Here is a 24,037-nt window from a genome sequence, read left to right as displayed (position 1 = left end):
TTTAGTTGACAGATAAAGTTGAATATCATTTTTTTATGTAATTTTTAATTCTAAAAAAGGAAGTTGATTAACTAATTTTGAATATCAAGTCACAACAAAGCTAATGCTATGGTTTCTTTACGAAAATAGAAAATATGATTCCAAAAATACAATATACCAAAAGTGGAAATCTTAGCATAGCCTATCAAGTATTCGGCTCAGGCCCCATTGATTTAGTGTATATTCCAGGTTGGATTTCTAATATTGATTGGATGTGGGCGTGTCCAGAATTGGTTCATTTTTTTCACGAACTAGGAAAAATAGTACGCATTATTTTGTTTGACAAAAGAGGCACTGGTTTGTCAGATCGTATCGTAGAGCTATCTACTTTAGAAGAGCGAATGGAAGATATTAAAGCTGTTATGGACGCAACCAATTCGGAAAGAGCAATACTTTTTGGACACTCTGAAGGAGGAAGTGTATCTGCTTTATTTAGTGCTACTTATCCAAATCGTGTCATAGCATTAATTACATTTGGAATCTTTGCAAAAAGACGTTATTCTCCAGATTATCCTTGGGCACCAACTGATGAAGAACGGCAAAAGGTATATGATATGATAGAAAATAGTTGGGGCGGAGGAGAAATGAACCTTGAAACTTTAGTGCCTTCCAAAGCCAATGATTATAAGTTTATGAGTTGGTTGGCAAGTTATTTCAGATCAGGTGCCAGTCCGAGAGCTGCTTTGAAACTCACTAAAATGAACACGCAGGTAAACATTATCGATATTTTAAAATATATCAAAGTCCCTACATTACTAATGCAGCGTACCAATGATATTGATGTAAAAATAGAAGAAGGAAAGTTTATTGCGGAACGTATTGAAGGGGCTAAGTTTGTTGAATTTGCGGGAGAAGATCATTTATTTTGGGCAGGAAATACAATTGAAGTGCTGGATGAAATTCAAGAGTTTATTCAAGAATTGCCTCCTTGCGATGGATGTCATAAACAACGACTTTCAACATTGTTCTTTGGACAGATTATGACAGCTTCTACGGGAAGTTTACGAACACAAAAAATAGACGAACTTATCAATCAGTACGGAGGTGTTGTTCTTGAAAAAGATAAAAAAATCTGTAGAATCGCTTTTGATATTCCTAGTAAAGCCATTCACTTCGGAATGAAAGTGTTAACAGAAGTAAAAACACAAAATGCAGCTTTTTCTGCAGGTATTTACATGCGAGAAAGTGACATAAACTATTCCGATTCTGTATTGCCAAGAGACAGTTATATGATGACTTCAATATTGTCATTAATAAGACCGAATAAAATTCTAGTTACTCAAGCAATCAAACATTTATTGTCGGGTGTAGATTATAATTTTATAAAAGATGCTTCTATTCTTAGCTATAAAACCAATGATTTATGTACATTGTATACGGTAACAAAAAAAACGGAGACGAATGAATCAGATATGAATCCGTATGGATTTACTAGATATGATTCATTTTTGGAGGAGGTCTTACAAGTTATTGATCAACATATAGATGATAGCTCATTTGGCGTTGAAAAACTTACGCAGGTAATGAACATGAGTGAGCGAAAATTACAACGAAAAATAAAAGACAGTACAGGAAAATCTCCTACACAGCTGATTATGTTTGTTCGATTGGATCACTCAAAAAAAGCATTGATATCCCATAAATACTCGGTTTCTGAAATAGCATTTAAGTTTGGCTTTTCTAGTCCTTCATACTTTTCTAAATGCTTTAAAAAGGAATTTGGTATTCGTCCGACAGAAGTGTAAAAAAGCTTTAAAAAAATTGATAAAAAAAGAAATACAATTAAACCTTTACCACATGAATAAAACACCTTATACCTATCTCATCTGCTTATGTGCGTTGGTATTATATGCCAATTGTACTACCAACACTTTAGATGAAGGCGATGTAACAGATCTTCCTCCTATAGTAGAAGCGGTAACTTACGATGATGATGTGGCACCAATTATCAATACCAATTGTGTAGGTTGCCATAGCGGACCAAGTGCAAATGCAGGACTCCAACTTGACGGATATGCCAATGTTCGTGCAGCAGCAGAACAAGGAAATTTAGTAAATCGTATTAATAACGCATCCAACCCGATGCCGCCATCAGGACAACTTCCACCAGAAACACGTCAAATAATTGATCAGTGGGTTGCAGATGGTTTTCTTGAAAACTAACCTAAACTCTCACTCATGAAAAAATTAATTCTATGGTGTATGTTATTCGTTTTTGGAATAACTTCAGCACAAAAATATTATACCAAAACAGGGACAACCAACTTTAAAGCTTCTGTGGAAGCTTTTGAACCTGTAGAAGCAACAAGCAATAGTACAACAGTAATCTTAAATACTGAAAATGGGGATCTTGCGGCATTATTATTTATAAAATCCTTTCATTTTAAAGTAGCTTTAATGGAAGAACATTTTAATGAAAATTATATGGATTCTGATAAATATCCGAAAGCAACTTTTAAAGGAAAACTGGCCAACTTTGATATGTCTGCACTTTCTAGTTCGCCTAAAGAATATACTTTGGAAGGAACCATAACTGTTCGAGGAAAAACCAAAGAGATTAGTACCAAAGCAAATGTATATCTTGAAGGAGACAAAATTATGATTGAATCATTTTTTTCGGTAAAACCTCAAGACTTTGATATTGATATTCCGAGTATTGTACGAGAAAAAATAGCAAAAGAAATTAACCTAACATTGAATTATGAGCTTATCAAGAAAAAGTAAAATAGCATTGGCTGCCGTATTTATATTAGCCATATTAGCTTATGTGGCTTATAGTTATGCATACAAGCCACATACATCAATTAACGATATGGAAGTTGCATTTACGGGCAATTCTCAAGCATTTTTAGAGAAAATAAAAGACAATGCCGATGCTTGGACAAAAGGAGAAAAAGTAGTGACTTTAACAGGGGAGATTACTGCAAAAGACCAAAAAGGAATTACCATTAATGAAAGTATCTATTTTCAATTGGAAGAAGGAACAGCAACAGAAACCTTCTCTGAAGGGCAAAAAGTACAAGTAAAAGGAAGAATTATTGGGTATGATGATCTTCTTGAAGAAGTAAAACTCGATAAGGCTGTCATTATCAAAAAATAATATATAAGTACATGAAATATTACTATATACTCGCGTTTGTATGTTTGTGGAGCATACACATGCACGCACAAGATGATCTTTTAGATGAGCTAGAGGAAGAAGCAACACCAGAAATGTTTGAGTCACCAGCGTTCAAAGCTATGAAGATTGGAAATTTACAATCTACAAAAGTAGCTGCCAAAGGAGATTTTTATCTATATGTTTCCCACCGATTTGGAACCTTAGAAGATGGATTGTCAACCTTTTTTGGGTTTGACAATGCCAACACAAAAATTCAATTAGTCTATGGACTTTTTGAAGGGTGGCAATTTGGAATCAGTAGGGAATCGTTGCGAAAAACATATGCGTTGCACACCAAAATGAAAATAAAGGGACAGTCAGAGAGCTTTCCATTCAATATTGTAGGGTATGCAACGGCTAATATCAATACACAAGTACGCAAAGAACGTTTTCCGTTCTTACTATTTGAAGACCGACTCAGTTATGCGTCGCAACTATTGATTTCACGACGCTTCAACAATAACTTTTCGTTTGAATTGGCACCAACCTACGTACGACACAATCTCACGTTAGAAGCCAATCAAAAACACGATCAGTTTGCGATGGGTGCGGGCGGACGTTTAAAAATCAGCAAGCGTATGTCTATCAACATGGATTATGTGTATAATTTTAGCAGAGCAGACAACACCGCATTCCGCAATCCGTTTACTGTGGGAGTAGACATTGAAACGGGCGGACACGTTTTTCAGTTGTTATTCTCCAACGCACAGTCGACCAACGAGCCAGGCTTTATCAGTTATGCAGAAGGCGATTGGGGCGATGGTGATGTATTTTTCGGATTCAATATTGTACGTGTGTTTTAAGAAGTATACATAAAAAATAGAAAGCGAGGTTGTTAGGTGATTTTTGAGTCTTTTCTAACAACCTTGTTTTAAAAAAAATATCACAGCTTTTTGCGATCACTCACGATTTTCACCACAGCAAGTAGCACGAGTCCGATCAATGCAATGATTTGCACAAACAGCAAGCGGTCGTTGGTATCAAAGATTTGTACTAAGAATATAATTCCTAGTAATATAAACGATATGAAGGCTTTAGGATTCATTGGCAAGACATTCGTTATAATCATCAGTAGCATCACTTTGACACAATGCGGCGACAGCCGTAGCTGTTGCAAAGGCTATCGGGAAGGCAGTTCCTCCTGTAATAAAAGCCGCAACACCAGCACCTGCCATTGATATAGCATAGTTTCTTGTGCATCTGTCAGTGGCTTCATTATATTTTTCTAAGCAACTTTCATAACTCTTATTATCAAAAGTATTAGAATTTAGTTGGTTGTCAATTTCAACAGTAATAATCTCCATTATTTCATCATAAGTTAAATTCAAAAGTTGAGGATTTGAATTTAAAAAGTTTACAATATTATCTTGAATCTGCTCATTTATGATTACAAGATTAGTGTAAAATTCAGTTTCAGCATCCTTGTTTTGATTTAAAAATAAAATTTCAGAATTCCCACTTTCCTCAAAAAAAGTATTAAACTTTTGAATATCAAAACTTTTATTTGAACGAATTACATCGCTAAACTTTTGCGAAAGTAATAAGTGTTCAGTTACAAAGCTATCTGCATTCACAGTAACTATCGGTTCTTCCTTTGAGCACCCAAACAAAAGAAAGATGCACATAATTGTAGCAATACAATTTACTTTTTTTGTCATTTTTGATCTTATTTAAGAGGTTTTATAATGTAAAAGTAAATTTTAGATTACAACTATTCTTACGGAATTCCGCAATTTAGAATAAAATATAAAAAAATATCTCCCTAAATAAAAAGAAAATATTTACAAAATATAGTAATTAGTAAGAAAAAGATACAATTAATTGTTCTTTAAACGCTTCTCTAATTGTTTTTTTTAATCAAATTCATTTTTGTGAAGCTCTAATATCGTATCTGTAAAAAGAGTGATTTCTTTTCTCTCTTTTAGTTTAAAGTCTATGAATATGATTAATCCCAAAATAATCAATATAACTGGCAATCCCCATACTCCTTTGATTAAAAAAATGATAGAAATTAAAAAAACAAATCCAAGTAAAAAATAGACTAAAATGCTCAATGGGTATGTGAAATCAAATTTCAAATCATAGTTTCCATCATCATTCAATATTCCAATGATTCTGTGGTTATTCGGGAAATGGTTTCGAGTCAATTCAAACCTTTCAGGACTAATTGAACCGTTGTAATATCCATCGATAATTAACTTATTGAGAATCTGTTTGTTTTTTTGACTTTTGGTGATTGTTTGCCTCATTTTTTTTAAATATATACAACCATTTTGGAAACAATTCCATACACGCATTATTCTCTCTTATCACTTCTTTTTCAAAGTAGCTAATCTATCTTTATAATACACATTATCGCTTAGTTCCGTAGCTTTTTGTAAATGTTTGATTGCATTGGAAATATCGCCTTGCGCTTCATAAAAATCTGCAATAGAGTCGTGTGCATTGGCACTTTGTGGATAATACGCAATAGCAAGTTCAAAGTACATTTTTGCTTTCTCGAGTTGCTTCATATCCATATTCATATAGCCTGACATGTTGAGCAGTTCTTCAGGGTACGGAGGTTCCATATATCCAAAGTGTTCTTTGAGTTTTTTTTCTCTATACGTTATAATATTGTAGAGTTCATCTTTTGAAGTATCAAACGCATTAATCTTATCGGTGTTTTCCATTTGATACCACCTGAATATGCTGATTAAGCCATCCATGAGTGAAGGGAAAGTGACAGTTCCATGAATGTCATTTGGATAAAACTTCCAATTAAAATTCAATCCGCTAGGTTGCTGCTTTTGGATTGTATCTCTAAAGCTAAGATTTGATCGAGCAAACAGTGTAAAATCTGAGGTATCCTGCATTACATTATCAATAGTGATTTTAGAATTCTGCATGTGCAACTGACCGCTTAATGACATAAATAATGACTTTCCTGTATACTCGTTAGAAAGAAGTTTACGCTTAGCGGTTGATACTAACTCTTGTTCATTCCAATCAAGACTTGGATCAATGGCTAAATAGTTGGCAAATAAAGTGGGTTTATGAAGAAAAGTATATATGGTAAACAAACCACCATACGAATGTCCAATTAACGTTCTATAATTTGTTACAGGAAATTTAGTTTCCACATACGGGATTAATTCTGTTGCGATAAAATCAAGGAAATTGTTAGCTCCTCCAGTTTCTTGAGTAAAAGGCATACCATACATTTCGGTAACTTTTGAAATTGTAAGATCACGCGTTCGGTGTTTTGCATTGGAAATTCCAATAAGAATCATTTCTGGCGTAAATCCTCCACTATAGTACTTTTGTACATCACTCAGTGTGGGAAGAAAAACTTCGCCATCAATAAGATAAGCGACAGGATATTTTTTGCCTCTTTCTGGATGATAGTCTGCAGGAACTTGGATATAGAGAGTTCTATATTCATTCAATACTTTAGAATAGATACTATCTTGCACACCAATATGTGTCAAAAACTGTTTTTGTTTTTCTACTTGAGCATTTGTAGAATAGCTACCAATAAAGAGAAATAGACAGGAAAAGAATAAGGTTAATCTACTCATTGTGATGATGTAATAGGTGTTTATAATGAAGGCTAATCAATTACTTATGGGACTAAATTAGTGAAATTTATAAGTAAACAGGCTAGATATCAATCATGAATATAGATACTATTCATAAACTTTCTAAAATCTTTTTAAAACCTACCTTTTTAAAATACTTAATATGAAGCATATAGAGTAGTTACTTCACAATATTCCCATCGCGCATTTCAATAGTACGATCGGCCATGTTTGCTAATTCTTTGTTGTGTGTTACGATGACAAAGGTTTGTCCAAATTCGTCGCGGAGCTTAAAAAATAAATTATGTAAGTTTTCTGCTGATTCAGAATCTAAGTTTCCGCTTGGCTCGTCTGCAAAAATGATAGCAGGTTTATTCATTAAAGCGCGTGCTACGGCGACACGTTGTTGTTCTCCTCCCGATAATTCATTGGGTTTGTGATGGTAGCGATTTTTTAGCCCTAAAAAGTCCAATAATTCTTTAGCACGTTGTTCGGCAGTCGTTTTGTCGGTATTTTGAATATATGCGGGAATACATACATTTTCAATTGCGGTAAATTCAGGTAATAATTGATGAAATTGAAAAATGAATCCAATATGATGATTGCGAAATTTAGCAAGTTCTTTTTCTGATAGCTTTTCTACGGCAGTGTTATTAATAACCAATGAGCTTTCAGGGTGTGGCTTCATTTTATCAAGCGTTCCTAATATTTGAAGTAAAGTTGTTTTTCCAGCACCAGACGCACCAATAATAGATACAATTTCTCCTTTATTTATAGTAAGGTCAATCCCTTTTAAAACTTCTAAGTCTCCGTATTGTTTACGAATATTTTTAGCTATAATCATGCAAGTCGGAATAAAACTACCAAGTTACTACATTCAAATTGGATGTACAATTAAGAATTAATTTTGCTCATTCTTTTTTTGCCTGCAAAGAGCCTTTTTACATTGTTATAATCAATAAAATAGACCAAGCGAATCGATACAGTATGGTCAATTGGCTCATCAAATAATCGATTTAAACTGTTGAAATAAGTTTCGTTAGATGCGTCACTTTCATTGAAAATTTGGTTTCTATACAAAGCTGTTAAAAAACTTCCAGGAGCAAATTGCCAAGTATAACTAAAATCTAAATTCCATGTACTAAAATTAATATTTGAGTTGCTTAATCCTAAATCTTCAAACGAACTTTGAGAGCGAATCAAACGCCCATCTGTTCTTAAGAAGTAAGGATTAGTATCATAATCGACAGTAGCCCAATAGTTTCGAAAAGTTAAATTCAATCCGTGAAAAGAGTTGAAATTGTAGTTTGCAGATACTCGGTTGACAATAGTTACTTGATCGCGTTGCCCAAAAATAATTTCATTTTCTACCTCATTAGAATTGTTTGCATATCCACGACGATTATTTTCTACATTCAAAGAAAAAGAGTGACTCACAATAAATTTTTCACTAATTCGAACTCTTGGTTCGAAGCGAAAACGATAACTTGTAAATCCTTGATGATTTTCAAAGAATGTCGAAAAACCAATTCTAGAATCTAGCGCAAAGGTTTTGTTATAATCGGTAGAAATCCAAGCACCTGTATAGAATTCATTTTCGGTAATGAAAAAGCGTTTATTTTCGAAGTCACGAGGTTCAAAATAGTCAAATTGTTTGCCTGGAGCAAAGCTAAAATCGCCCCCAAATGCCATCAATGACTTTTTAACAACACCAAATACATTCATGCCAAAATTAGTGCCTGTAAATACATTAGGGCTGTATAAACGACGATAATTTACCCAAGTATTTACACGAAAGTTGTTCAGTTTTTCAGTAGGTTCAAATATTTGATAGGATGCATCTACACCAAAATTGTTGAAATTGTTTCGGAAATTCAATCCAAGGTCATTAATGTCAAATTTTGTGTTGGAAAAACTATGGTCAAAACTGTAACGGAATTTTCCATGAATTTTACGAATGGCAAAGAAAGAGTTGAATCCTGTTTCAGTACCTGTAACTAAGTTTCGATTGCTCATACGCAATTGAGCATCTACATTAACGGTATTTCTTTTGTTAACAAGATCTGCAACCAATGCAGTAACATTGGCATCGCGAAAATGACCATTTCTAGTCACATTCGTGTTGATTAAACTAATAGACGAGTTTTGATTGAATTGTTGATCAACCACCATAATATTGTAATTCGCCAACGGTTCTACCACTTCTTTACGGAATTCACCTGTATCGTTGTTACGAATTGTAGCTTCTGTTTTTTCAGTTACAGCATTAAAAAAACCAATTCCCAACCCGTTTTTTGTTCTTCCTGAAACTTTCACTGCATTGATAAGCTTCACTTCATTAGGAAGATCAACCACTTCTTCATTGTTTGCCGTTTCAGGTTCACCAATAGGAGCATTTCCAACACGGCGAGAAAAGAACAAATTTCCTTTGTTGAATAAATCAACACCTTCGGTAAAGAATTGTCGTTGTTCTGAAAAAGTTTGCTCAAAAGGGCCTAAATTTAGTTGTAGATTATCAAATCCTGCTTGACTAAAATCAGGAACCAATGTCGCATCGAGTGTGAAATTTTCAGTAATTCCATACTTCACATCCATTCCAAAATTATATTCATCGGTAGTTTCTCCTGCTTTTGTACGCACTACTGTAGAAGCAAATGGATACAAGCTCAATCGAGTAGGAGGTTTGATATTACGCAATCCTCGCATTTCACCCGAATACAACCCAATATAACCTTTGGTAGGATCTAATGGATTCCATGTGTATTGATTTCGAGTTTTTCTAAAATGTCTGTGAAATTGAATTCCCCACGTTGGGTCTTCTTGATTGGTAAATCGTAAGGTTCTGTATGGAATCTTCATCTCAGCAGTCCAACCATCATTGCGCATAGTTGTAGCATTTTGCCAAACGGCATTCCAACTAAAATCTTCACCTACACTCGGATTGGCAATAGCATCAGCTTGGTTTCCATTGGGGAACACAAAAAAGCCAGTATCGTTTTGTCCATCATTGTTAGGATTAATAAATACGGCAAAAAAATCATTCTGCCCAAAATTATCACGACTTGTAAACTGACGCATGATATTTTCAGGCTTGTCATATAAATATGCAGCAATATAAATGGCTTCGTCGTCATAAGCCATCTTTACAATAGTTTTTTGATGTTCAGGAAGTTTGTTGCCAATAGAAGGACGAAATTGAATAAAATCTGTAGCAATCTCAGCATGTTTCCAAACTTCATCATCTAGATTTCCATCAATTTTTGGTGGTTGAACCGTACGTTTTATTTGGTACATTTTTTTGGGAATACTGTCTTGTCCATAGGACATCAACACAAAAAATAGTACAAAGGGGAATACTAAAAATCGGTTCATTAATAATAAATTTTGGTGATTGATGATGTCTTAAAGAACTCTGGATTTTTCTTTTGTTACAGTAAGACTTCACAAAACTAGCGGCATACGCCTCTTTTTTGTCCTAAAAAAAAGTTAAATGTTACTTAAATTTTTAACACTTATGTACATACACAAACTTTTGCTTGCATTTTTTTTGAGTATCTTTAGCCACTTAGAAAAGGTAAAAAGGACATTATGCCATACAAACAATTTGAAGAATATACTACCAAAGTTACCAATGAAGTAAAAGATCGTTACAAAACTATTATAGAAGAACTTGGCGAAGATGTAACTAGAGAAGGATTGGTAAAAACTCCTGAGCGTGCTGCAAAGGCAATGCAGTTTTTAACGCAAGGATATGATATGGATGCCGCAGAAATCTTAAAAGGAGCCATGTTTGCAGAAGATTATAACGAAATGGTGATTGTAAAGGATATTGAATTGTACTCGTTGTGTGAGCACCATATATTGCCTTTTTTTGGAAAGGCACATATTGCATATATTCCCAATGGATATATTGTCGGATTGAGCAAACTACCACGTATTGTAGATGTATTTGCTCGAAGGTTACAGGTGCAAGAACGATTAACACATGATATTTTAGAATGTATCAATAATACATTACAGCCTAAAGGAGTTGCCGTTGTAATTGAAGCATCGCACATGTGTATGATGATGCGAGGTGTACAAAAACAAAATTCTGTAACGACTACTTCTGGCTTTAGAGGAGCTTTTGAAAATATTGAAACTCGTACAGAGTTTTTAAAATTAATTAGTTCAGACTTATCATAAATATTTTTTGAAAACACATACACACATATGGTGTTTGCTTTTTTGTTGGAGTTCCATACTACTTTCACAAGAAGTAACTTTGACAGATTGGAATGAATTTGAAAAAGAATTTGCGAAAGAGTACAGACGCTTGCATTTGCCAAATTTGAGTATTAGCTACTTGGACAATTTAGAGTTGATTCAAAATAAACGTACAATCGATAGGCAAGAAATTGTGTTTTTGAAATATAAATATGCTTTACAAACAATAGATCAAACAAAATTATCACAAGTACAAGCATTAGATTATGCATTGGTTGCTTATGAGATTGACATGAACTTGCTACGTATTGCCCTTGAAAAAAAGTGGCATACTGTGAAACCAAAACATATTTCACAAGAAGGTTTGCAGCATGTACCTCTAGGAAAAGAATGGTATGCCTATTTTCTAAAACGCTGGATTGATGTGACTGTTACACCTAAAGAATTATATCAATTTGGACTTTCTGAAATTGAACGTGCTAAAAAAGCAATGAAAGCTATTCAAGTAGCTTCTGGGATGGATAGTTTGACTTTTCAAAAGTATTTACAGGGAAATCATTTTTATTACAATGATGTAGATACCATTCAGCATCAATTTGAGACTTACAAAAAAGAAATAGTACCTAAACTTATTGGAGCATTTCCCAAAGTAAATGAATTACAAGATGTAAAAATTGAACGTGGACGTAATGAAGCCTATGGACAAGTACCTGCCTATTATGCAGAGTATGACAATACATTTTATTACAATTATTTCAATACACCATTCAATACACGACAAATAGCTTGGATTTATTTACATGAGGCTATTCCAGGGCATCATTATCAAATAAAATTTGAAAATCAATTAAAGCGATCAACCATCAAAGAGCTGTTTTCATATAACGGATATCGAGAAAGTTGGGCAGCGTATGTAGAAGAAATTGGAAATGATTTCAATGCATATACCACTATTTATGATGAATATGGAAAGTGGGAATGGGATATCATTCGTTCCGTACGCGTAGCAATGGATGTAGGATTAAATTATTATGATTGGAGTGATGAAAAAGCGTTGGCATTTTGGAAACAACACATCAAAGGACAAGACGCTATTGCAATGCGAGAAATCAACCGAATAAAACAATGGCCTGCACAAGTAATTACATACAAATATGGAGCCAACAAGATTTTAGAATGGAAGCGTATCATAGAAGCAAAACTTGCCGATGGCGAACCATTTCCGTGGCTTGAATTTCATACAAAAATATTGCAATATGGAGCATTGCCTTTTTCTATAATGGATACATTGCTCTTTTAAAAACAAATACAATTACAGTAACTTAATGAGGTTTTTTTCGGTCATACTAGGAATTTTATTAGCAACAGGAAAATTCAGTATGGCGCAAAATTTTGTAAAACATGCTGTGACTTCTTCCAAGGCGACTTCATCCGAGCAATATCAATCAATTACCTTTAATGGTGTTTGGTGTTGGTTTTCAGATCCAAGGGCTGTGTATTATGAAGGAAAATTTAAAAGAACTTATATCGGTTGGATTGATAATTATGGCGATGTACATATTGGCTATTACGATCACGACACGCAACAAGTCGCTTCAGAGGTTATTTATGATAACTTAGAAATTGACGATCATGACAATCCTACGATTTTGTTTGATGATGACGGGAAATTGTTAGTTTTTTTCAATACACATTTACAAGATGAACGCCCGTTATTTTTACGAAAATCGCTTCAGCCAGAAACGATTAACGCTTGGTCTCCCGTACAAGAATTGTACTTGAATGATGATGAAAAATACAGAAAAGCACGCATTTTACGTCATACCTATACCAATCCAGTGCGATTATCGGAAGAAGATGGAAAAATCTATGTGTTTTGGCGTGGTGTAGATTTAAAGCCTTCATTTTCGGTGTCAGCAGATAACGGAGAAACTTGGTCAGCTGGAGAAATTTTATTTCAACCCAAAGAAACTTATGACTTAAAAACGCCGTACACGAAAGTATATTCGGATGGCAAGTCAAGAATTCATTTTGTATTTACAGACGGTCATCCTGCGAAAGATGAAAAAAACAGTTTGTATTACATGTATTACGAAAAAGGTGCCTTCTATAAAGCCAATGGGACTAAGATTAGAGAACTTTCAAATTTACCTGTACAGGCAGACGAATTGGACATTGTATATACTTCTGAAACGATTAAAGTGTGGAATTGGGACATTGCTCAAGATGCGAAAGACAATCCGATTATTACCTACGTAAAGTTTCCAAACGAAGATGAACATGTGTATTGCTATGCAACATTTACCAATGGTGTTTGGAAAAGCTATGAGTTGATTGATGCTGGCGGATGGTTTCCTAAAACTCGTAAGAATACGAAAGAAACGTCTCCTCATTATTCTGGTGGAATTGTAATTGATCATGAAAACCCAAACACTGTATATATGTCTGTAAAGCGCGATTCTGTATTTGAAATAGAGCAGTGGACAACGCATGATTTAGGTAAATCGTGGAATGTAAAACTAATTACGAACGGTTCTACAAAAGACAATATCCGACCGTTTGCCATTCGCGGAGCAAAAAAAGAGAATCCGTTACAAATTGCTTGGTTGCAAAATACTAATTATGTGTATTATGCACACCAAACACGCGGAAAAACGGATGAATTAGATTTTAAAGATCGTTATCATACTGCCGTAAAAATTAACATTCCCAAACCTGCGTTACATAGTCAGTTGAGTACTAAAAATGTATTGAGCTTTTTACGTGTAATAGCAGAACGTTCACTAGAAAATCCAAATCATGCATTATTACCAACTGATTGGCGTTTTGGCTTGAATTATGCAGGTATTAAAGCGTTTGCTGAGATTACTGGTGAACAGCGCTATCAAAACGAGTTGGATAATATTCAGCAATATACAACGGAAGAAACTAGCGAAGATGAATTATCAATTACCGATATTATTTGGTCGTACCAAACACCGAATGAGCGATCGTATTTGCAAAAAATAGAATCCTTGAACGTAAAGGATTTACCCAATGAAGATGCAGATATTGCACTGGCTTCTTGGATTCATGCGATGGATACTTACGAATCGCAACTTACTACCATAGAAGAACTAAAAGAATATCTTAAAAAATCATCCGATACATTTTTAGAATTGCTCACAGCAAATTATGTTGGAAAAACATATCGCACGCGAGCGCTTGCTATTTATGCATTAGCAACAGGTATTCGTACAGGTTATTTTGATGAAAAGTATAGTAAAGAAGTATTGAAACAATGGAAACTTTTACAAAAAGAACTATTAGAAAAAGATTATACCGCAACTGTAAACACTGAGACTTCAGGTGCTATTTTGTTAGCAGGAGCGGAAGTATATAAAATATTAAAGTTTACACATTAAAGAAATAAGGTGTAACGTAGATAAATAGCAATTGTGAATTTTTAGTACTTTTTACACTTTTCAAATGCTATAGAGTTGTATGTGTTTGGAGGAGTTTCGTTGTTACTAAAACTTTCTTTCAAACGATGTTCCATTAAAAACATATACACCACTTGGGTTTGCACCGCCAAACCATAACTCTCCATTAGTAGCTAGATAGATAGTCCAAATTTGATTGCTTTCAAGACCATTTTCTTTTGAGTAATTGGTAAAACTATTTCCGTCATATTTCCATACACCAGATTCTGCCGTTCCAAACCAAATATTTCCTAAGGTATCTTCTTTTATGGCAAATACTCTATCAAGGGAATTTCCTTTGGTGTTTTTTTGCTTCAATGTATGTTGCTCAGTAAAGTTTATCAATTCTTTTCCGTCATATTTAAAAACACCAATTCCATTATTACCAATCCAAATATTTCCTTTGCTATCTTCTATTAAACTACGAATATGTAGAAACCCCGTTTCCTTATTGAGTCCAATAAAATCATTGTCAATAATTTTGAATTCAGTACCAGTATATGCTATGGCTGCTCCGTACGTTCCAAACCAAAAAGTTCCTGTTTTACTTTTCACAAATGGCGTTGTTATTGAGTAGTAGTTTTCTTCCCCTTCTTTTGGACTTATTGGGAAAGCACGAAATGATATTTCTTGCCCGTTATATTGATAAACTCCAGGTCCTTTTTCTAATTCATTATACCCAGTAGCTTTGTCTCCTTTAAACCAAAGACTATTGTTGATGGGTTTCCATGTATTGATTGAGTCAAAATTTCTTTTTGTATGTTCACTTATTTTGTTTTCGACAAATACGCTCAATCCTTTACCGCCTTCAAACCAAATTGCGCCGTTCATGTCCTCATAAATTGTTCTGATTTGCATGTCAGATAATCCATTTTCTTTCGTATAATAAGTCAAACCATTAGTATCTAATTTAGCCAAACCTTCTAGGTGACTGCCAAACCAAATGTTTCCTTTACTATCTTCTAAAATAGAACGGATACCAGAGGTGTATTTTAGTGTAAGGTTATCAATTCTTTTTTCTGATTTATTTTTAATAGCAATTTCACCTGCTTTGCTTTGCTTTTTTTGTTTTGAACAAGAAAAACAAAAAATAATTAGAGCAAAAAAGAATAGTGTTGCATTGAATTTTCCGTTGTAAATAAATTTCATTTGCGATGATAATATTGTTTATAATAGTAAGATTAAATGAATCTTCTTTATTTAGATAGAGTAATTTTTAAAATTTATAAGTGATACATAACGGGTTTGTATTCCCGTTAATTAAAGAATTAAATATAGTATTTTTTAATAAAAACGTACACTAAACGGTAAGTTATTCAGCTTAATTAGAGACAGATTTAGTACCTTTTTTGTCAATCGGTTAGGTAAAATTTCAGAACAATTTATACTAGCTATTGAAACATGCAAGCTTCCAATCGATTGAATTGATGTATGTTACTTTGTTTTTATAGGATGTTAATAACAATCCATTTTTAATTGTTCAGCATGCTCAAAATCACTCAAAGGTTGTGCAAGCTGCATTGTCGTTATTTTTTCAAGTGTTTGTAATACTTGATTTTGCATGGCAACAGATCCACAAATCATGATGACACCTTCATTTTTTAATAAGGACGCAATTTTTTCTGCTTGCACTGCAATCAACTCTTGAACGTATTGTTTGATGCCTGTTTCTTGTGAATATGCAATATGTAAACTAGTAAGTTGCTTGTTTTGCAATCCTTCATTCAAAATGTCTTTATAGATTTCTGTGGAAGCTTTTGTCCGAGTTCCCCAAAATAGGTGTACTTTTTTGCGTTGTTTGTTTTCATCAATCATTCCTAAAAAAGGGCCAATTCCTGTACCGTTTGCAATCATGACAATTTCTTTAGCGTATTTAGGAAAATGAAATTCGTGATTTCGTTCAATTTTCGCCTTTACAATATCTTGCGTTGATTGTTGACTTAAATAGCGCGAACAGATGCCAAATTCGTGTCTTTTGATACTTAACACAATAGTGTTATTTATTTTTCCAATGGAGTATTTGCGTGGGATTAAATCATTTTCAGGATAAAACGTTAACAAATCTCCCGATTGAAATTTTTGTTTTTTATGAGGTTGTAATTGAATTAAGAAAGTTGCATCAGTATTGAGTTCAGAACGTTTTAATACTGTGAATGAGCGTAATTTTTTTAGATCGATACTTGCTTTAGGCTGTTTAATTGTCAATGGAATTCCCGTATGTGCTATCCATTGATTTGCCCAACTTTGAAATGCTGTAAAAGATTGGTTGTTAATCTTGAAAAGTGGCATGAATGCTTCAAAATTAGGATGTTGGGCTAATCGATTTTCAACATCTACTGCATATTTACAATACTGTGGATACATTAATGAGCCAAAACCGATAACACTGTATTTAATAGAATTTTGCTGCGGAATTGAAGCAAGTAACTCCTGAAACTTTTTTGCGTTAGTTGGAGCATCTCCATCGCCGTATGTTGCTGTAAAAACAATCAATTGTTTAGCAACAGCGAATGAGTTATAATCATTGAGTTGAGCAATGAAAGCTTTGTTCTTTGTAGATAGTAACGCTTCAAAAAAGAGATGTGCAAAACGATAGGTGCTTCCTGTTTCTGAACCCACTAAAATGATAAATTCGGCTTCGTCTTTAGTAAATTTATTTTTTAGAATTAGTTGTTTTTTGGTTCGCTTTAGTGTCATTTGAAAGCCCGAGTACATAAAGAATATTAATGTGATGCATGCTAATCCTAATACGATAGCCCAAAGTATAGAACCTTGTCCTGTATGCAGCAACAAACTCCAATACGATGTAATAGCAACCCAAGGATATTCGTAAGAACTAAGTACTTCACCTGCGTATTGATGTATTTGTAGCTCTTTATTTTTGAGTTTGACTAAAAAGTAATCTTCTACATCTTTTGAAAAAGGAAACGTTATACTTTTTACATCACTTAAAGTTGTTTGTTGAAAAATAGGAAAATCTTTGGGTGCTTTGGTAGTGTAGTTATTTATAAAAGCTGTTGTATGTGTAATTTGATGATTTGGCAGCAGCGAAAATTTTTCTATAGAAAGATATATTCCTGTAAGTGTAATGATTGCAAGCGGAATGAAGAATAGTTTTCCGAGTTGAATGTGATAGTATTGTAAAAAATTCTCTTTTACAACGTTGGAAAAGAATCGTTTGACGCCACCTTGACGTTTGGCAATGAGTATGATTCCCGAGAAGAGTAGTAAGAAGAGTAGAAGAGATACAATACCAACAATGAAACGCCCAGTACTTTTTAAGAATAATGAACGATGTAGATTGGTGGCAAATTTAAAGAGAGTTGCTTTTTCTTTGAGTTCGCCGAGCTTTTTTCCAGTAATGGGATTAATGTAAAACGTTTCGCTGTCGCCCATGTGGGTAATCACGGAAGCAGTTACAAAATTATCATTCGTTACTTGTAGTTCTATAACTTCTTTATAGGTGTGTTGAAGCGCAGTAATGGTTGTTGCCACAGAAACGTTATCTAAGTTGTGAATAGCGTAGGTTTCTAACTGATTGGAAACAGGTTCAAAGGCTAGGATGATTCCTGTGATAGAAGCAAGTGTGATAAATAGCGAAGAAGATATAGCCAAGAGTAAATGGCTATATCTCCATATAGAAATTGTCATGAATCAATGGTTATTTTTGAGGAATCATACGAACGTAGCGAATGAATCCGTTTCCTTCAACTTTACTTTTTACCGTTTGTGAGGTTAGTTCAAATTGAACGTCTTCAACATGATATTCTTGATCTTCTACAGCAGTTTCAAAACGAATTTTATAACCTGTGTCAATTTTATCATCCGGAATTTCAATCACACTTATCTTTCGTTCGCCGCCACTGATAGTTTCTCCAGTAATCGAATCAATATTGGGACGTCTTTTTCCGTAAAATTTCCACCACTCAGTAATGTCGGAGTACCATTCGTCATCATTTCCTTGTACATATAGTGTTTCTACATATTTTCCGTTAGCATCTAGTAAAGAGATTACCACATATGCGCCTTCACCTGTATAGTTTTTCATTTGAATCATGCATTTGTATTTTGAACTTGAACCGATAGAGGTAAAGCCCATCATGACAAATGCTGTAACTAGACTGAGTACAGTGAGCGTGTTAATTATTGATTTTTTCATGCTTTTTATTTTTTATTGAAGAAATGAAATGTCTATTTTTTGTTGCTGTAACAACTCATTTTCTTTGGCAAGATCGTACGCACTTTCTTCAAAGTCTGTTTTTTGCGATTTATCAGCACCCATAGAAAGTAAGTATTTAAGAATTTTTGTACTCTTTGCTTTCATCGCTGCTATATGTAGTGGAGCAATTCCGTCGTTATTTTGTTGATTAACGTTTATACCTAACGAGTGTACATATTTGAGAAGTTCTATATTTTCTGCGTCTAATGCTAAGTGAAATAGAGTATTTCCATTAGTTTGCGGCTTTAAAAAATTAAAACCTTTGGCCTTTAATAAGGCAAGCTTTTGCGCAAAGTTGTTCATGTTCTTTGTATGGTAGTTTTTCAACAGGTAAAACGCAAGGTTATGTTGTTCCTTATCTACAACATTGATATTAGCTCCTTTTTCCAATAAAAATGCAACTACTTCTGGAGAGTTTCTGTATATCGCATTTGTCAAAGCAGAATGACCTTCTTTGTTTTGAGAGTTGATGTTTTTTGTATACTCTGCTAGGTAACGAATTACATCTTCATTATTTCTATAAGAGGCATTTAACAGTGCTGTATTTCCGTCTTTATCTACTTGGTTTACATTTACACCTTCTCCCACAAAATATTTGAATACAGCAATGTCTTCCGATTTACTTGCAAGTGAGTGTAAAGGGGTTTCTCCTTCTGTAGTGGTCACATTTGGCGTAATTCCTAATGATACTAAGTATTTGAACGTTTCAAGAGTATTGGTTTTTCTACGCAAACCACGACTTGCAAATATAATTGCGTTTTCTCCTTTTGTACTCGTACGTTTTGGATCAATACCTTCTTTGAGTAAACGCTTCATGATTGGAATATTTCCTGCTTTTGCGGCATAACTGAAAATTCCGTTACCATTTGCATCTGTATCTTCAAGCGAAACTCCTTTTGAGAGAAAGTATTGAATAATGTCGTAATTTTTAGCAAAAGGTGTTACTAACAGCAGTACGTTTGCGCCATCGTGATTGGTATCTTTTTTGAAATTTGCGCCATACATTAAACAGAGATCGTACAGTTCAGGGTTTACCTGACCTGTGACGGCTGCAAAATTTACAATAGAATATCCGTGACTGTCTGTAATGTTTGTGTTCGCACCTTTTTCAACTAAAAATCGCATCATTTCCAGATTGTTTCTATATGCTGCCCAAAAAATGTAGGTTCGTCCATCATGTGTGAGTTTGTTGACGTCGTTTCCTTTTTTGGAAAGCAAATATTTAATGGTTTTATTGTCTGTTTTTTCAATCAACGCCATAGAAACGGCATCAAACATATTGTGATCTAGTTGTGCAATATCGTTTCCTTCCGCTATTTTTTTGTCAATATCTGCAATACTAGGATTGGTTTTCCAGTACGCTCTACTTAAAAAAGCATTGGTTTCTTGTGCATTGCTGTACCCTATCGCACATAATAAAATACTAGCTACGATTAGTTGGAGTTGTTTCATGTTTTATTTTTTTACAAAAGATTCAATGACTTCGTTGATGTCATTTTCTTTGGTTATGTTATCAGCAAATAAATGTTTGTATAGCACTTTATTATCTACTTTTGCTTCTAAAGATAGGTTCGTGTTTCGGCTGAATACTTCGTCCCACTTGTCACGAACTTTTGCCCATTTTTCTTGGTGTTCTTTCCACCAGTCTGCAGCAGCCTTGCAACGACTATCATCTACACGTTTGTACACATTGTATCCTTTTTCGCTAGCGATGATGATATCATTTTTTTCTTCTTCTCGAACTACTTTTAGATTGTCTTGATCGTGAACCCAACCTTCGGTTGTGATTTCATGTCTATTTCCACGAACCGTTACATTATAATCGCTACGTTTTGTGTATTCGCGTCTTGGTAACGGAGCATCTGTAGTATTTTCCCAGAAACTTTTTCCATCTACATGTACCCAAGTTGCTGAGCCTTCATAACGAGGACTGTCGTCTACTTGATATACTTTTTGCGTCCATTGTTTTTTTACATCAGTTTTAGACTTTTTCTCATAAACCCAGTTATTGTTTCCGTTGTACATGTAAAAATCAGTGTTTTCATATAGCCAATCTTGTCGCCAGTGTTTTACGATATGCGGTTTTGCAGGATTTCCAACTTGAAGTAAATGTTGTATCGAAATTTTATTGTTTTCATCCACCACTAATTGTGCCCATTCCAAACCTTTTGCAACTTTATTTTCAGAAGGTTTGTATAATGAATCATTGCTATAATTGAATGTTTCTGCAAAGTTGAAGGTTACTTCAAAACAGCCACACATTTCTTTGATGGCGTTTCGATCTTTTTTCTTTTTGCTTTGTGCATTGGTAATTCCTATGATTAGTAGAGAAAAAGCGAATAGTGTTGCGATTTTTTTCATTTGAATTATTGTCTAATAGATTGAATTAATCTGTATATTTTTATATGGATGTTTAAAAATTGGTCACATTGTCATTTGGTTGATACACAAAGTTGAAGGTAAAGTAGCGGCTTTCATCAACAAATGCATCAGGATTAGCAGGCGCATCTTTATAGTAACTTAAAATTTCAACTTTTGCATATTTTCCATCATGTGTTCTGATTACTAATATTTTTCCAGGTGTTGGATTGATTACGTGTGATGGAGGACCTGCATATGTATACCAACCGTTTCCACTTCCTGTTGCAATGGCATAACTAGTTGCGCTATCTTGCATTAAGTGTTCAGTTGCTACTTCTGTAATAGAGCTCATGCTTCCGTTAGCGATGTATACTGCGGCATTTCCAGTACGTTCTGGCTCATCAGTAGTTCCTAAAGAAGTACCACCATTTACAATGATAGAAGTTCCTCTAAAGGCAATATCCCATTCTGTATCACTAGTAGTTGTTTCTCCTGTAGCAAAGTTAAATTTTGCAAAAGCACCTGAAACAGGTTGTCCTTGACCGCCATTTTGCGGAGCGTGTAAGTTGCTAATAGTTTCAGAGTTTACTGGAAGCAATTCAGGGGTTGCATCATCGTCATTGTTACAAGAAATGAATCCTACGAATAGTAAGGCGATTGCTAAAAATTTGATAGTTTTCATGTTAATTTAGTATTTAATAATAGTTAAAATTGAATTGTTAGGTTTCCGTATATAATTCGTCCAGCGATATTGCTGATGTTTTGCGCATCGGTAAAGCCAAAAAGATTGTCAATACCAAAACCAAAAGTGTAATGTTTATACATGGTTTTGTTGATGGCTAAATCCCAAATCGTATAGCCACTTACAAAATTGTCATAGTGGTCTAAGTAGCCATTTCCGTTAGAATCAGCTATGCCATATTTACTGCGATATACTGCTCGAATGTTTGTGTTTATGTTCCACTTTGGAATGTGGAGGAAAAGCTTGCCATTTGCCATGTGTCGTGAGCGATTAAATAGTCCAAAATAATCTGACGATTCTAGCTGAAATGATGGCGCACTTGGGTTTTCTCTGGCAAATACTTGTTCGTTGTCAAAGGCTTTTTCAGCGGCTTTGTCTTTGGCGAATAATAATTGATATCCTGCTGAGAATTGAAGATTCTTGATGATTTTCCAAGTCGTTGAAAATTCTACACCTTGCGTGTAAACTTCATGTACATTGGTGTAACTAAATACATTTTGCCCGTTGGTTTTATTGGCAATCACTCGTGTATCGATGAGGTTGTCAATTGAATTTCGAAATAGATTTGCTTGTAGTGAAAGTGTTTTAGTCGGTTGGTAATCAAATCCAATATTGATGGCTAAAGAACTTTCAGGTTTTAATTCGCTTGAAAAAGTACTTACGGGAACTACTTGATTGGCTATTTGTCCTTCTGCTGCTAACTGTGCAATGACTTCGGAAACAACGTCATATCCCACTACCGTATAGCCTACGGTTGCATTGGTGAAATTGAAGTAGAGTTGCCTAAAATCGGGTGCTTTAAAACCATAACCTACCGCACCTTTTACAGCTAATTTTGGTGAAATTTCATAGCGAAGTGCTAATTTCGGACTGAATTGTGAAGCGTAGACATTGTGATTGTCAAAACGAGCTCCAATGATAACATTCAGTCTTTCTAGAGGATTTCCATCATATTGCGCATATACATATGGAGCTTTGAACTGAGGCTTTTCATTGAAGTATGTACGATCAAGAGTTTCGTATGTGTAACCAATTCCTGCGATATACGAGGTTTTTTCAGAAGCTTTATAAACTGTTCGAAACTCAGGTCGAATCATGGTTTGATTGAAAGTTGCTTCACTAAAACGAGTATTATTTGAAGTGTCGTCCAAAAATTCAGAAGCTCTGTAATTAGTAACATAAAACTCCAAAGAACTTTCCCACTTATCATTAAATGTGTGAGTCAATTTTGAATGCATATTCCACTCATTAATATCACTTTCTCCTTGTAAACTTTCAGAGGCAATGTAATCTTGCTGTTGTGTGAAAAATCTTCCAGAAAAAAACACATCGGTTTTATCAGAGAAGTGATAAGTTGCTTTTGATGAAATGGTATAATTTTCAAAGGGTTCAACAGTATTTCCCACACTATTGTTGTTCAAATCATATCCGCCGCTGCTATACCTGTTTATAAAACCTGAAATGCTGAATTGATCATTTTTGTAACCTATATCTGCACGTGTGTCATACGTTTCAAAAGAGGCTGTACGTTGTTGTAAACTTCCGTTGATTCCATATTTAGGTGTTTCTGTGATGATATTAATCACTCCTCCGAGCGCTTCATTTCCATATAAAGATGAAGAAGCTCCTTTTATAATTTCAATTTGTTTGATGTTGCCAACTGTAATTCTGTCTAGGTCTAACGTTCCAGCTGAACGTCCAATAAGTGGTACACCGTCTATTAAAATAAGTGTATAAGCAGCATCCAAGCCTTGCATTTGAATTCCTTCGCCACCACCAAAATCTGGAACAGTAATCAAGCCGCTTTGCTCATTCAAAATGTCACTCAACCGTACAGCATTAATTGCTTCTAAGTCTTTTTTTAAAACTATCGATGCTGGTAATGGAAGGGAAGAAAGTTGACGTTTTGTACGTGTTGCTGTGATAATGACATCTTCTAATAACTCAACAGTAATCGAATCTTTCTTTATGTTTTGATTGTTTTGTGCGTTGATATAGGAGCTAACTAAAACCCAAAAAACTAGTAGAATATTATTTTTATTTAGACTCATTATATTTAATTTGAACGCAAATATACTTTTTATTTTAATTCAGTCTAAATAATAATAAATTTTTTTACTGCTTTTTAGCCTTAAAAAATGGTTTGGTTTTTTAAAGAATTGTCATGCAGTTGTTTAACTGTCAAAATTTATATTGTTAGTTAGAAAGGTATTTTTTTAAGGGAAGAAACGCTGTTTTTATTACTATTGAGCGATTCATTGTTTTCTTTTAATCTTGGCACTTTTATTG

Annotated in this window: 20 protein-coding genes; 8 read left to right on the top strand and 12 right to left on the bottom strand. The window is 34.2% G+C overall.

Annotation, left to right across the window (positions count from 1 at the left end):
• Positions 1-134: 134 nt before the first annotated feature.
• From AA088_RS17650 to AA088_RS09270, 5 genes are read left to right on the top strand one after another with little or no spacing between them, the layout of a single operon-like run.
• A complete protein-coding gene (locus AA088_RS17650) occupies positions 135-1,784 on the top strand; it encodes an alpha/beta fold hydrolase (RefSeq protein ID WP_052752844.1) in 1,650 nt (549 codons plus the stop codon).
• 52 nt (positions 1,785-1,836) lie between these two features.
• Positions 1,837-2,202: a c-type cytochrome domain-containing protein gene (locus AA088_RS09285; protein WP_046744714.1), complete on the top strand. Its 366-nt coding sequence runs from the start codon at positions 1,837-1,839 to the stop codon at positions 2,200-2,202.
• Positions 2,203-2,217: 15 nt separating this feature from the next.
• Positions 2,218-2,763 (top strand): YceI family protein, encoded by a 546-nt coding sequence (locus AA088_RS09280; protein WP_046744713.1) that lies wholly within the window; start codon positions 2,218-2,220, stop codon positions 2,761-2,763.
• On the top strand, positions 2,741-3,139 hold the full coding sequence (locus tag AA088_RS09275) for a hypothetical protein (protein WP_046744712.1): 399 nt from the start codon (positions 2,741-2,743) through the stop codon (positions 3,137-3,139). Before AA088_RS09280 ends, AA088_RS09275 begins: the two co-directional genes overlap by 23 nt.
• A gap of 11 nt (positions 3,140-3,150) precedes the next feature.
• Positions 3,151-4,002 carry a DUF5777 family beta-barrel protein gene (locus AA088_RS09270; protein ID WP_046744711.1) on the top strand — a complete coding sequence of 284 codons (852 nt, stop codon included), beginning with the start codon at positions 3,151-3,153 and terminating at the stop codon, positions 4,000-4,002.
• 231 nt (positions 4,003-4,233) lie between these two features.
• Here the strand turns inward: AA088_RS09270 and AA088_RS09265 are convergent, their stop codons facing one another.
• The 5 genes from AA088_RS09265 to AA088_RS09245 form a co-directional block, all read right to left on the bottom strand.
• The gene (locus AA088_RS09265; RefSeq protein WP_046744710.1) at positions 4,234-4,857 is read right to left on the bottom strand and encodes a hypothetical protein; all 624 of its coding nucleotides are present in this window, start codon (positions 4,855-4,857) and stop codon (positions 4,234-4,236) included.
• Positions 4,858-5,052: 195 nt separating this feature from the next.
• Positions 5,053-5,448 (bottom strand): hypothetical protein, encoded by a 396-nt coding sequence (locus tag AA088_RS09260; protein WP_082106692.1) that lies wholly within the window; start codon positions 5,446-5,448, stop codon positions 5,053-5,055.
• 60 nt (positions 5,449-5,508) lie between these two features.
• A complete protein-coding gene (locus tag AA088_RS09255; RefSeq protein ID WP_046744708.1) occupies positions 5,509-6,759 on the bottom strand; it encodes an alpha/beta hydrolase-fold protein in 1,251 nt (416 codons plus the stop codon).
• A gap of 181 nt (positions 6,760-6,940) precedes the next feature.
• Positions 6,941-7,603, bottom strand: a complete 663-nt coding sequence (locus AA088_RS09250) for an ABC transporter ATP-binding protein (RefSeq protein WP_046744707.1) — start codon at positions 7,601-7,603, stop codon at positions 6,941-6,943.
• A 50-nt stretch (positions 7,604-7,653) separates the two neighbouring features.
• Positions 7,654-10,131 (bottom strand): DUF5916 domain-containing protein, encoded by a 2,478-nt coding sequence (locus tag AA088_RS09245; RefSeq protein WP_046744706.1) that lies wholly within the window; start codon positions 10,129-10,131, stop codon positions 7,654-7,656.
• A gap of 216 nt (positions 10,132-10,347) precedes the next feature.
• Here AA088_RS09245 and folE point away from each other — a divergent pair, with 216 nt between their 5' ends.
• Genes folE through AA088_RS09230 form a run of 3 tightly spaced genes read left to right on the top strand, consistent with a single transcriptional unit; the run spans position 10,348 to position 14,369 of the window.
• On the top strand, positions 10,348-10,944 hold the full coding sequence (folE, locus tag AA088_RS09240) for a GTP cyclohydrolase I FolE (protein WP_046744705.1): 597 nt from the start codon (positions 10,348-10,350) through the stop codon (positions 10,942-10,944).
• Between the two features lie 7 nt (positions 10,945-10,951).
• Positions 10,952-12,265 (top strand): DUF885 domain-containing protein, encoded by a 1,314-nt coding sequence (locus tag AA088_RS09235; protein WP_157547130.1) that lies wholly within the window; start codon positions 10,952-10,954, stop codon positions 12,263-12,265.
• Between the two features lie 25 nt (positions 12,266-12,290).
• Complete coding sequence (locus tag AA088_RS09230; RefSeq protein WP_046744703.1) at positions 12,291-14,369, top strand: BNR-4 repeat-containing protein; 2,079 nt, start codon at positions 12,291-12,293, stop codon at positions 14,367-14,369.
• A 105-nt stretch (positions 14,370-14,474) separates the two neighbouring features.
• Here the strand turns inward: AA088_RS09230 and AA088_RS09225 are convergent, their stop codons facing one another.
• From AA088_RS09225 to AA088_RS09195, 7 genes are all read right to left on the bottom strand, one after another.
• Positions 14,475-15,575, bottom strand: a complete 1,101-nt coding sequence (locus AA088_RS09225) for a ligand-binding sensor domain-containing protein (protein ID WP_052752843.1) — start codon at positions 15,573-15,575, stop codon at positions 14,475-14,477.
• Between the two features lie 306 nt (positions 15,576-15,881).
• The gene (locus tag AA088_RS09220) at positions 15,882-18,077 is read right to left on the bottom strand and encodes a PepSY domain-containing protein (protein ID WP_052752842.1); all 2,196 of its coding nucleotides are present in this window, start codon (positions 18,075-18,077) and stop codon (positions 15,882-15,884) included.
• A 10-nt stretch (positions 18,078-18,087) separates the two neighbouring features.
• Entirely contained in the window at positions 18,088-18,528 is a 441-nt protein-coding gene (locus tag AA088_RS09215) for a DUF2271 domain-containing protein (RefSeq protein WP_046744702.1), read from the bottom strand.
• Between the two features lie 69 nt (positions 18,529-18,597).
• Positions 18,598-20,097: an ankyrin repeat domain-containing protein gene (locus AA088_RS09210; RefSeq protein WP_046744701.1), complete on the bottom strand. Its 1,500-nt coding sequence runs from the start codon at positions 20,095-20,097 to the stop codon at positions 18,598-18,600.
• Between the two features lie 3 nt (positions 20,098-20,100).
• Positions 20,101-21,006 carry a DUF6607 family protein gene (locus AA088_RS09205; protein ID WP_046744700.1) on the bottom strand — a complete coding sequence of 302 codons (906 nt, stop codon included), beginning with the start codon at positions 21,004-21,006 and terminating at the stop codon, positions 20,101-20,103.
• Positions 21,007-21,058: 52 nt separating this feature from the next.
• Positions 21,059-21,688, bottom strand: a complete 630-nt coding sequence (locus tag AA088_RS09200) for an HmuY family protein (RefSeq protein WP_046744699.1) — start codon at positions 21,686-21,688, stop codon at positions 21,059-21,061.
• Positions 21,689-21,711: 23 nt separating this feature from the next.
• Positions 21,712-23,799 (bottom strand): TonB-dependent receptor plug domain-containing protein, encoded by a 2,088-nt coding sequence (locus AA088_RS09195; RefSeq protein ID WP_046744698.1) that lies wholly within the window; start codon positions 23,797-23,799, stop codon positions 21,712-21,714.
• Positions 23,800-24,037: the final 238 nt, after the last annotated feature.

This window comes from Kordia zhangzhouensis (assembly GCF_001005305.1).
Lineage (GTDB): Bacteria > Bacteroidota > Bacteroidia > Flavobacteriales > Flavobacteriaceae > Kordia > Kordia zhangzhouensis.
The sequence above is the reverse complement of the archived record's forward strand: the minus strand, read 5'-3'. Positions and strand labels throughout refer to the sequence as shown.

What these genes read in the sequence shown, in the direction of transcription:
- AA088_RS09280 (WP_046744713.1), top strand. Translation starts at nt 2,218, where the DNA reads ATGAAAAAATTAATTCTATGGTGTATGTTATTCGTTTTTGGAATAACT.
- AA088_RS09255 (WP_046744708.1), bottom strand. Translation starts at nt 6,759, where the DNA reads ATGAGTAGATTAACCTTATTCTTTTCCTGTCTATTTCTCTTTATTGGT.
- AA088_RS09245 (WP_046744706.1), bottom strand. Translation starts at nt 10,131, where the DNA reads ATGAACCGATTTTTAGTATTCCCCTTTGTACTATTTTTTGTGTTGATG.
- AA088_RS09250 (WP_046744707.1), bottom strand. Translation starts at nt 7,603, where the DNA reads ATGATTATAGCTAAAAATATTCGTAAACAATACGGAGACTTAGAAGTT.
- AA088_RS09200 (WP_046744699.1), bottom strand. Translation starts at nt 21,688, where the DNA reads ATGAAAACTATCAAATTTTTAGCAATCGCCTTACTATTCGTAGGATTC.
- AA088_RS09275 (WP_046744712.1), top strand. Translation starts at nt 2,741, where the DNA reads ATGAGCTTATCAAGAAAAAGTAAAATAGCATTGGCTGCCGTATTTATA.
- AA088_RS09195 (WP_046744698.1), bottom strand. Translation starts at nt 23,799, where the DNA reads ATGAGTCTAAATAAAAATAATATTCTACTAGTTTTTTGGGTTTTAGTT.
- AA088_RS09285 (WP_046744714.1), top strand. Translation starts at nt 1,837, where the DNA reads ATGAATAAAACACCTTATACCTATCTCATCTGCTTATGTGCGTTGGTA.
- AA088_RS09260 (WP_082106692.1), bottom strand. Translation starts at nt 5,448, where the DNA reads ATGAGGCAAACAATCACCAAAAGTCAAAAAAACAAACAGATTCTCAAT.
- AA088_RS09205 (WP_046744700.1), bottom strand. Translation starts at nt 21,006, where the DNA reads ATGAAAAAAATCGCAACACTATTCGCTTTTTCTCTACTAATCATAGGA.
- AA088_RS09225 (WP_052752843.1), bottom strand. Translation starts at nt 15,575, where the DNA reads ATGAAATTTATTTACAACGGAAAATTCAATGCAACACTATTCTTTTTT.
- AA088_RS09210 (WP_046744701.1), bottom strand. Translation starts at nt 20,097, where the DNA reads ATGAAACAACTCCAACTAATCGTAGCTAGTATTTTATTATGTGCGATA.
- AA088_RS09215 (WP_046744702.1), bottom strand. Translation starts at nt 18,528, where the DNA reads ATGATGGGCTTTACCTCTATCGGTTCAAGTTCAAAATACAAATGCATG.
- AA088_RS09270 (WP_046744711.1), top strand. Translation starts at nt 3,151, where the DNA reads ATGAAATATTACTATATACTCGCGTTTGTATGTTTGTGGAGCATACAC.
- AA088_RS09265 (WP_046744710.1), bottom strand. Translation starts at nt 4,857, where the DNA reads ATGACAAAAAAAGTAAATTGTATTGCTACAATTATGTGCATCTTTCTT.
- AA088_RS17650 (WP_052752844.1), top strand. Translation starts at nt 135, where the DNA reads ATGATTCCAAAAATACAATATACCAAAAGTGGAAATCTTAGCATAGCC.
- folE (WP_046744705.1), top strand. Translation starts at nt 10,348, where the DNA reads ATGCCATACAAACAATTTGAAGAATATACTACCAAAGTTACCAATGAA.
- AA088_RS09230 (WP_046744703.1), top strand. Translation starts at nt 12,291, where the DNA reads ATGAGGTTTTTTTCGGTCATACTAGGAATTTTATTAGCAACAGGAAAA.
- AA088_RS09220 (WP_052752842.1), bottom strand. Translation starts at nt 18,077, where the DNA reads ATGACAATTTCTATATGGAGATATAGCCATTTACTCTTGGCTATATCT.